The organism is Pseudobacter sp., assembly GCF_051955275.1.
GTDB lineage: Bacteria > Bacteroidota > Bacteroidia > Chitinophagales > Chitinophagaceae > Pseudobacter.
The window spans coordinates 1-5,669 of record NZ_JBQCGW010000158.1; the positions used below are offsets into that span (position 1 = coordinate 1).

Annotated in this window: 8 protein-coding genes; 3 read left to right on the forward strand and 5 right to left on the reverse strand. The window is 47.4% G+C overall.

Translation table 11 applies throughout. The features are described from left to right. Positions 1 to 73 precede the first annotated feature (73 nt). Positions 74 to 220, reverse strand: a complete 147-nt coding sequence (locus ACTHMC_RS13460; protein ID WP_440413721.1) for a hypothetical protein — start codon at positions 218 to 220, stop codon at positions 74 to 76. Between the two features lie 151 nt (positions 221 to 371). On the opposite strand from ACTHMC_RS13460, the gene ACTHMC_RS13465 reads away from it, so the two are divergent. Then, complete coding sequence (locus ACTHMC_RS13465; RefSeq protein ID WP_440413722.1) at positions 372 to 1,430, forward strand: NAD(P)-dependent alcohol dehydrogenase; 1,059 nt, start codon at positions 372 to 374, stop codon at positions 1,428 to 1,430. A 78-nt stretch (positions 1,431 to 1,508) separates the two neighbouring features. On the opposite strand, the gene ACTHMC_RS13470 is transcribed toward ACTHMC_RS13465, so the two are convergent. The 4 genes from ACTHMC_RS13470 to ACTHMC_RS13485 all read right to left on the reverse strand — a co-directional run bounded on the left by ACTHMC_RS13470 (position 1,509) and on the right by ACTHMC_RS13485 (position 4,263). Continuing rightward, positions 1,509 to 2,375, reverse strand: coding sequence for an SDR family oxidoreductase (locus tag ACTHMC_RS13470; protein ID WP_440413724.1), 867 nt, complete (start codon positions 2,373 to 2,375; stop codon positions 1,509 to 1,511). Between the two features lie 69 nt (positions 2,376 to 2,444). Next, entirely contained in the window at positions 2,445 to 3,011 is a 567-nt protein-coding gene (locus tag ACTHMC_RS13475) for a TetR/AcrR family transcriptional regulator (RefSeq protein WP_440413726.1), read from the reverse strand. A 42-nt stretch (positions 3,012 to 3,053) separates the two neighbouring features. Then, entirely contained in the window at positions 3,054 to 3,500 is a 447-nt protein-coding gene (locus tag ACTHMC_RS13480) for an SRPBCC domain-containing protein (protein ID WP_440413728.1), read from the reverse strand. 10 nt (positions 3,501 to 3,510) lie between these two features. Continuing rightward, entirely contained in the window at positions 3,511 to 4,263 is a 753-nt protein-coding gene (locus ACTHMC_RS13485; RefSeq protein ID WP_440413730.1) for a superoxide dismutase, read from the reverse strand. A 61-nt stretch (positions 4,264 to 4,324) separates the two neighbouring features. Between ACTHMC_RS13485 and ACTHMC_RS13490 the strand changes: the two genes are divergently transcribed. Together ACTHMC_RS13490 and ACTHMC_RS13495 are read left to right on the forward strand one after the other, a co-directional pair. After that, positions 4,325 to 4,597 carry a hypothetical protein gene (locus ACTHMC_RS13490; RefSeq protein WP_440413732.1) on the forward strand — a complete coding sequence of 91 codons (273 nt, stop codon included), beginning with the start codon at positions 4,325 to 4,327 and terminating at the stop codon, positions 4,595 to 4,597. A 309-nt stretch (positions 4,598 to 4,906) separates the two neighbouring features. After that, positions 4,907 to 5,669 (forward strand): sensor histidine kinase (locus ACTHMC_RS13495; protein ID WP_440413734.1); only part of this gene is annotated, 763 nt, incomplete at its 3' end.

Below are 5,669 nucleotides of genomic sequence, written 5' to 3' on the forward strand. Positions count from 1 at the left end.
GGTTGGTGCATTATGGTTAATAGTTTTATTTTTTCTCTTTATTTTTTTTGTCGTATTTAAAATTTTTCTGTATTTATGTGTAAAACCTTATATTCACACGACCGTGCTGACGGGGTTTGGATTTCGAGAAATCCACCACGCTCACCAGGGGATGCAGGGTCTCCTGCTGCGCCTGTTCATTGTATTGACTGATATTATCGTACCTTAGTATTGCTCCCATAGTCCTGGCAAAGTTAATATTAACCTGCATTTTCCTGGTATTGCCATTTCCTGACCAGTGATTTTGGTAGGGAAAGCAGTAATAAGTATAAAGTTCCACTGGAGGAAACTTTTCACTTTTGCATTTATTATCAATCAAAACATACCCATCAATGGAAAAGTTTAAAGTAAAAGCATACGGTACGGATGCAGCCGATGCGCCACTGGCGCAGCTGGATATCCACCGGAGGGAGGTTCTGCCGAAAGATGTGGAAATCGATATCCTGTTCTGCGGCGTCTGCCATTCTGATCTTCATGTGGCGCGGAGCGACTGGGGCCCTTCTGCTTACCCCGTGGTTCCTGGTCATGAGATCGTGGGCAGGGTAACAAAAGCAGGAAAGGACGTAACCAGGTTCAAGGTTGGGGACCTGGCAGCTGTTGGCTGCCTGGTAGATTCCTGCCGCGTTTGCGAAAGTTGCAAGCAGGACCTGGAACAGTATTGCCTGAACGGTTTTACAGGAACCTATGGCGGGGAAGATAAACACCTGGGTGGACATACATTCGGTGGGTATTCAGAGAAAGTGGTGGTTGACCAGGATTTTGTGCTGAGTGTTCCTGAGAACCTGGATCTGGCTGCTGCAGCACCGCTGCTCTGCGCCGGTATTACCACATGGTCTCCGCTGAAACACTGGAACGTTGGAAAGAACAGTACAGTGGCAGTAGTAGGACTTGGCGGCCTTGGGCATATGGCCATTAAACTGGCAAAAGGACTTGGTGCGCATGTTACACTTTTCTCCCGCACAAAAAGCAAAGAGAAAGATGCACTTGAACTGGGAGCAGATAAAGTGGTTATTTCCACTGACGAGGATCAGATGGCCTCAGTACGTGGAAATTTCGATCTGATCATCGATACCGTTCCATATGTGCACGATCTGAATCCTTATGTAAGCACGCTGAAAGTGAATGGCACACTGGTGGTGGTAGGTTATCTCGGACCATTGGAACCGATGCTCAACACTGTACCGATGATCATGGGCAGGAAGAGTGTTGCCGGATCCGTGATCGGTGGTATCGCCGAAACACAGGAGATGCTTGATTTCTGTGGCAAGCACAATATCGTTTCTGATATAGAAGTGATAAAAATACAGGATATCAATGCAGCCTACGAACGCATGCTGAAAAGCGATGTCCGTTACCGCTTCGTGATAGACATGGCTTCACTGAAGAAATAATTGAAACAGATACCAGGTACTAAGTAAAAAGCCTTCAGTTGCCACCGGCAGCTGAAGGCTTTTGTATTTCTGTTTTATTCAGGAAATACCAATATGTTCCATCACTCCGCTGCTCAATGCACCCGTGCTGCTGTTGATGGCTTCAATAGCAGGCTGCACAGGGCCGATGCCAAGTACTGTCCATAGTTTCCTTTCAGTTTTCGATTGTCCGATCGTTTCCAGGATACTGTCCGCCACCACCTGCGGATCGGCGCTTTCAGGTTTGGGGCTCAGCAATGCTTCCACACCGCGCCTGATGGATTGCCCGTATTCACCGTATGCTTCCTCTATCGCACCGTTGCCGGTTTCCAGCTTCTTGCTGAAAAGGTCAGTTTTCATGGCGCCGGGTTGAATGATCAGGGAATCGATACCGGACTTCTTCAGCTCATAATGATAGGTAGTACCCAGCACATCCACCGCTGCCTTGGTAGCCTGATAAGCACCGAGATAGGGGAGGTGCAAACGAGCCAGTCCTGATGAGATGGTGATCAGCAACCCATCCTGCAGCTTACGCATATAAGGCAATACAGCCTTGATCACACGGTCAACGCCAAATACATTGATGCGGAAAATATCCTCCAGTTGTGAGGTGGTCACTTCTTCTGAAAGCCCCCATACAAAAAGACCAGCATTGTTAACCAGTACATCTATCCTGCCGTTGCTGTCCCTGGCTATATCGCTGACAGCCTTGTTTACAGAAACATCACTGGTCACATCCAGTTCAAATACACGGATATCGGCATTGTTGGCTGCGGCCCAATCCTTCAACTGCTTCACCTGTGATGCATTCTTCGTTTCGATATTTCTCATGGTTGCATACACGGTATGTCCCGCTGCTGCCAGTGTTTTAACGGTCAGCAAGCCGAATCCGCTTGAACTGCCTGTTACGATGATGTTCTTTTTCATTTTTTATGTTTGTTGATATGATAGAATGTTACTTACTTACATATAAGTAAGTAATATGGGCAAAAAAATTTACTCTTGTTTCAGAAGCTTTTTCAGTGAATGGAGGGATTGATAGAATTTACGGCTGCCGCGGACCCGGCCGGTCTGCAAAGTTCCCGGCAGAGCAGTTACCCAGAGATTCACCATGTCTTCAACAGGAATACTGAAATTGAATTCACCGCTATCGAGTCCTTCCCTGAAAGTAGCGGTCAGCCAACTGGTCAGCGTATCCATATAGGTTTTGGATACTGTGGCGATCTTTTCGGGAATACTGGAATACGTGGAGCAAAAGGTACCGATGACGCAGAGCTTCTGTCCATTCTCGAAATAACCGGCATAGGCTTTCAGGAACGCCTCGATGCGTTTGGAGGGAGCAGCGCTGCCCAACCTGGTGATCATACCCTTGAAATCTTCCAGGTCCTTTTCCACCACAGCTACCCCCAGGTCTTCCTTCGCAGGAAAATAATGGTGAATGGCTGCATTCTTTATCTTCAGCTCATCTGCTATCTGGCGGTAATTGAAGCTGTGATATCCAAGCGACTGGATCGCATTCCTGCTCAGTTCAACGATCCTGTCTTTTGTTGTGGATAATGCCATACATGAATCTTTATCACCCAAAGGTACTTACTTGCATGTAAGTTAACTGTTAAAATTTTCAGCAAGGGTTTTTATCTTGTCACCTCCGTCCTTTACAAAAACTTCAGAGGCCTCCACATAATTGGCGGCATTCTCTCCCAGCGCTCCGAAATCCCCTACTGTGATTTTCAGCAGGGTAACACCTTGGCGTTGGATGATCCGGTAATGGTACCCGATATCATAAGCCGAAGGCGGGGACGGCCAGCGGGTAACATAGAGCGATGTTTTAAGATATTCCTGCGGCTCAAAGGCGGTGACCGTTACACTGGATTGGTGACCATCACCCAGGTCCCATTGCAATTTGCTCCCCGGAGAAAGAGTGGCTTCCCCGAAACCTTCAGGTACATCATCCCATTGCTTAATAAAGGAAGTATCAGTAAGCACCTGCCAGATAGTTGCGGCTGGCGCGTCTATAATGATTTCACGTTCTACTGTATACGAATTAGTCATAATTTCAGGATCAGATGGTAGAAAAACGTTGCTGTACATAATCCCAGTTGATGGCATTCCACCAGGCACTTACATAATCAGGCCGCTTATTCTGGTATTTCAGGTAATAAGCATGTTCCCATACATCAAGACCCAATACCGGAAAGCCCTTGGTCTCAGCCAGGTCCATCAGGGGATTGTCCTGGTTCGGTGTGGAGCTTACCACCAGTTTGTTATTGCTGTATACCAGCCAGGCCCAGCCACTGCCGAAGCGGTTTTTAGCTGCATCCGTGAACTGCGTTTTAAACGCTTCGAATGAATTGAAGTCCTTCTGTATCTGCGTGGCCAGTTTACCGGAAGGCGCATTGTTTTCTTCCGGAGCCTTCAGACTTCTCCAGAACAACTCGTGGTTATAATGGCCGCCGGCATTGTTGCGCATTTTAGCGGAGTATTTTGAAATTTTCGATAATAACTGCGGAAGGGTAGTGGAGCCTGTATTCACGTTCTCATCTTTCACTGCTTCACCCAGTGCCTTTGCATAGGCAGCTGCATGTCTGGTATAATGGATTTCCATCGTCATGGCATCGATCACCGGCTCGATGGTATTGTAAGCATACTTCAATGGCTGCTGCGTATAATCGATATCCCCGGCAGTATCACCTGTATTGGATTCGCCTGCACAGGCAATACTTGAAAATACCGGTAAAACAAGGGTTGTGGAGATCGCAGCCTTACTCATGTTCCTGATGAAGTCCCTGCGGGCTGGGTTGGATGCTTTGTTCATGATATATGGTTTGATGGATTGTGGTGATTTCTCCCCGGTTAACAAAAAAAAGAATGGAAAGTTGAAGAATATCATTTGCCTTCACAAAGATGCTGCCAGCAACTGGCAACCTCATACATTTCCGCTGCGAATATTACGGTCTCCCTGTATGCCCCCTTGCTGGTCATTTTCCTCTTTCCTTTATTCGTTGCCTGAAAATAATTTTCAGTTCCCTGCTGCCAGGGATGGAATTTATTACCTGTCAGCAAGCAACGGATATGATTCCTATGCGCTCATACAACTGTCCGATGGCTACCTGAAAAAAGCCGGCAAGATCAGGATCCTGTTTCTCTGATTGAATGTTGCCTCACCGAAGATGGCGGTCATGCCATGCCGGTGGAGTAATCGCCAGGCGCGGGGCGGATACGCCTTCAACAGAAGTGAATGACAGCAACCTCATCAGGGAGTTTTCCGGACGATTTACAAAATCATGATTTAACTAACGTTGATGAATAAACGGGAGAGAGGGATTTTGCCAGGAAGAGCGACTGTGGTTTTAGTTGCTGGTTTTTTGATTGCGCTTTTCCTGGCATTGCCAAGGCTGACCATTTTACTGTACGTGAGATCGCTGCCCTGGCCAGGGGTTGCCACAAAACTGAGCTGGATGGACTTTTGGTGGAAATGTATTTTCAGTTTTCTGGTGGCCCTGCTTTTTCTCCTGCTGAATACATCCCGGGGCAGGCTGATATCCCGGAGCAGGCTCCCAGACCTGGACGCTTTCTGGCAACGTCTGGTGCTGAATGTATTCCTGTTCGCAATGGTGAAACTGGCCGCGGCAGCCTGGCTGCCGGAGTCACCAGGTTTTGCATTCAGCCAAAGGTTTACCGGCTTTATGCTGAACATCGGCCTGATCCTGGAAGCCTGTCTGTGTTTACTGATCGCTGAAGGATATATGCTGTTGGTAAAGAGCCAGCAGATGAAAACGAGGAATGAGGCCCTGCAGCAGTTGAATGCAGAGATTTCCTATGAATCCCTGAAAAACCAGGTGAACCCGCATTTTTTGTTTAATTCTTTGTCTACCATCAGTTCCATGATCGATACTGATAAGGCTGCGGCCAAACAGTTCCTGGAGAATATGGGCCAGGTATACCGGTATGTATTGCAGAGCAGCAAAACACCGTTGGTAAGCTTCCGCGAGGAACTGGCATTTTCCATGGCATGGGTGAATATGATGCGGGAAAGATATCATAACAGGTTCCGGGTGGAGACTTCCGTGGATGTTGTTAGCCTCTCTAAACAACTACCCCCGATGTCACTTCAGTTACTGGTAGAAAATATTTTCAAGCACAATGTATTATCGTCTCAGAGTCCTCTCTGCATCCGGATCTCCGCAACGGGTGAAACTCTCACGGTGGAAAATGACCTGA

Coding starts and splice junctions, on each gene's coding strand:
- ACTHMC_RS13460 (WP_440413721.1), bottom strand. CDS start 220: ATGGGAGCAATACTAAGGTACGATAATATCAGTCAATACAATGAACAG.
- ACTHMC_RS13465 (WP_440413722.1), top strand. CDS start 372: ATGGAAAAGTTTAAAGTAAAAGCATACGGTACGGATGCAGCCGATGCG.
- ACTHMC_RS13470 (WP_440413724.1), bottom strand. CDS start 2,375: ATGAAAAAGAACATCATCGTAACAGGCAGTTCAAGCGGATTCGGCTTG.
- ACTHMC_RS13475 (WP_440413726.1), bottom strand. CDS start 3,011: ATGGCATTATCCACAACAAAAGACAGGATCGTTGAACTGAGCAGGAAT.
- ACTHMC_RS13480 (WP_440413728.1), bottom strand. CDS start 3,500: ATGACTAATTCGTATACAGTAGAACGTGAAATCATTATAGACGCGCCA.
- ACTHMC_RS13485 (WP_440413730.1), bottom strand. CDS start 4,263: ATGAACAAAGCATCCAACCCAGCCCGCAGGGACTTCATCAGGAACATG.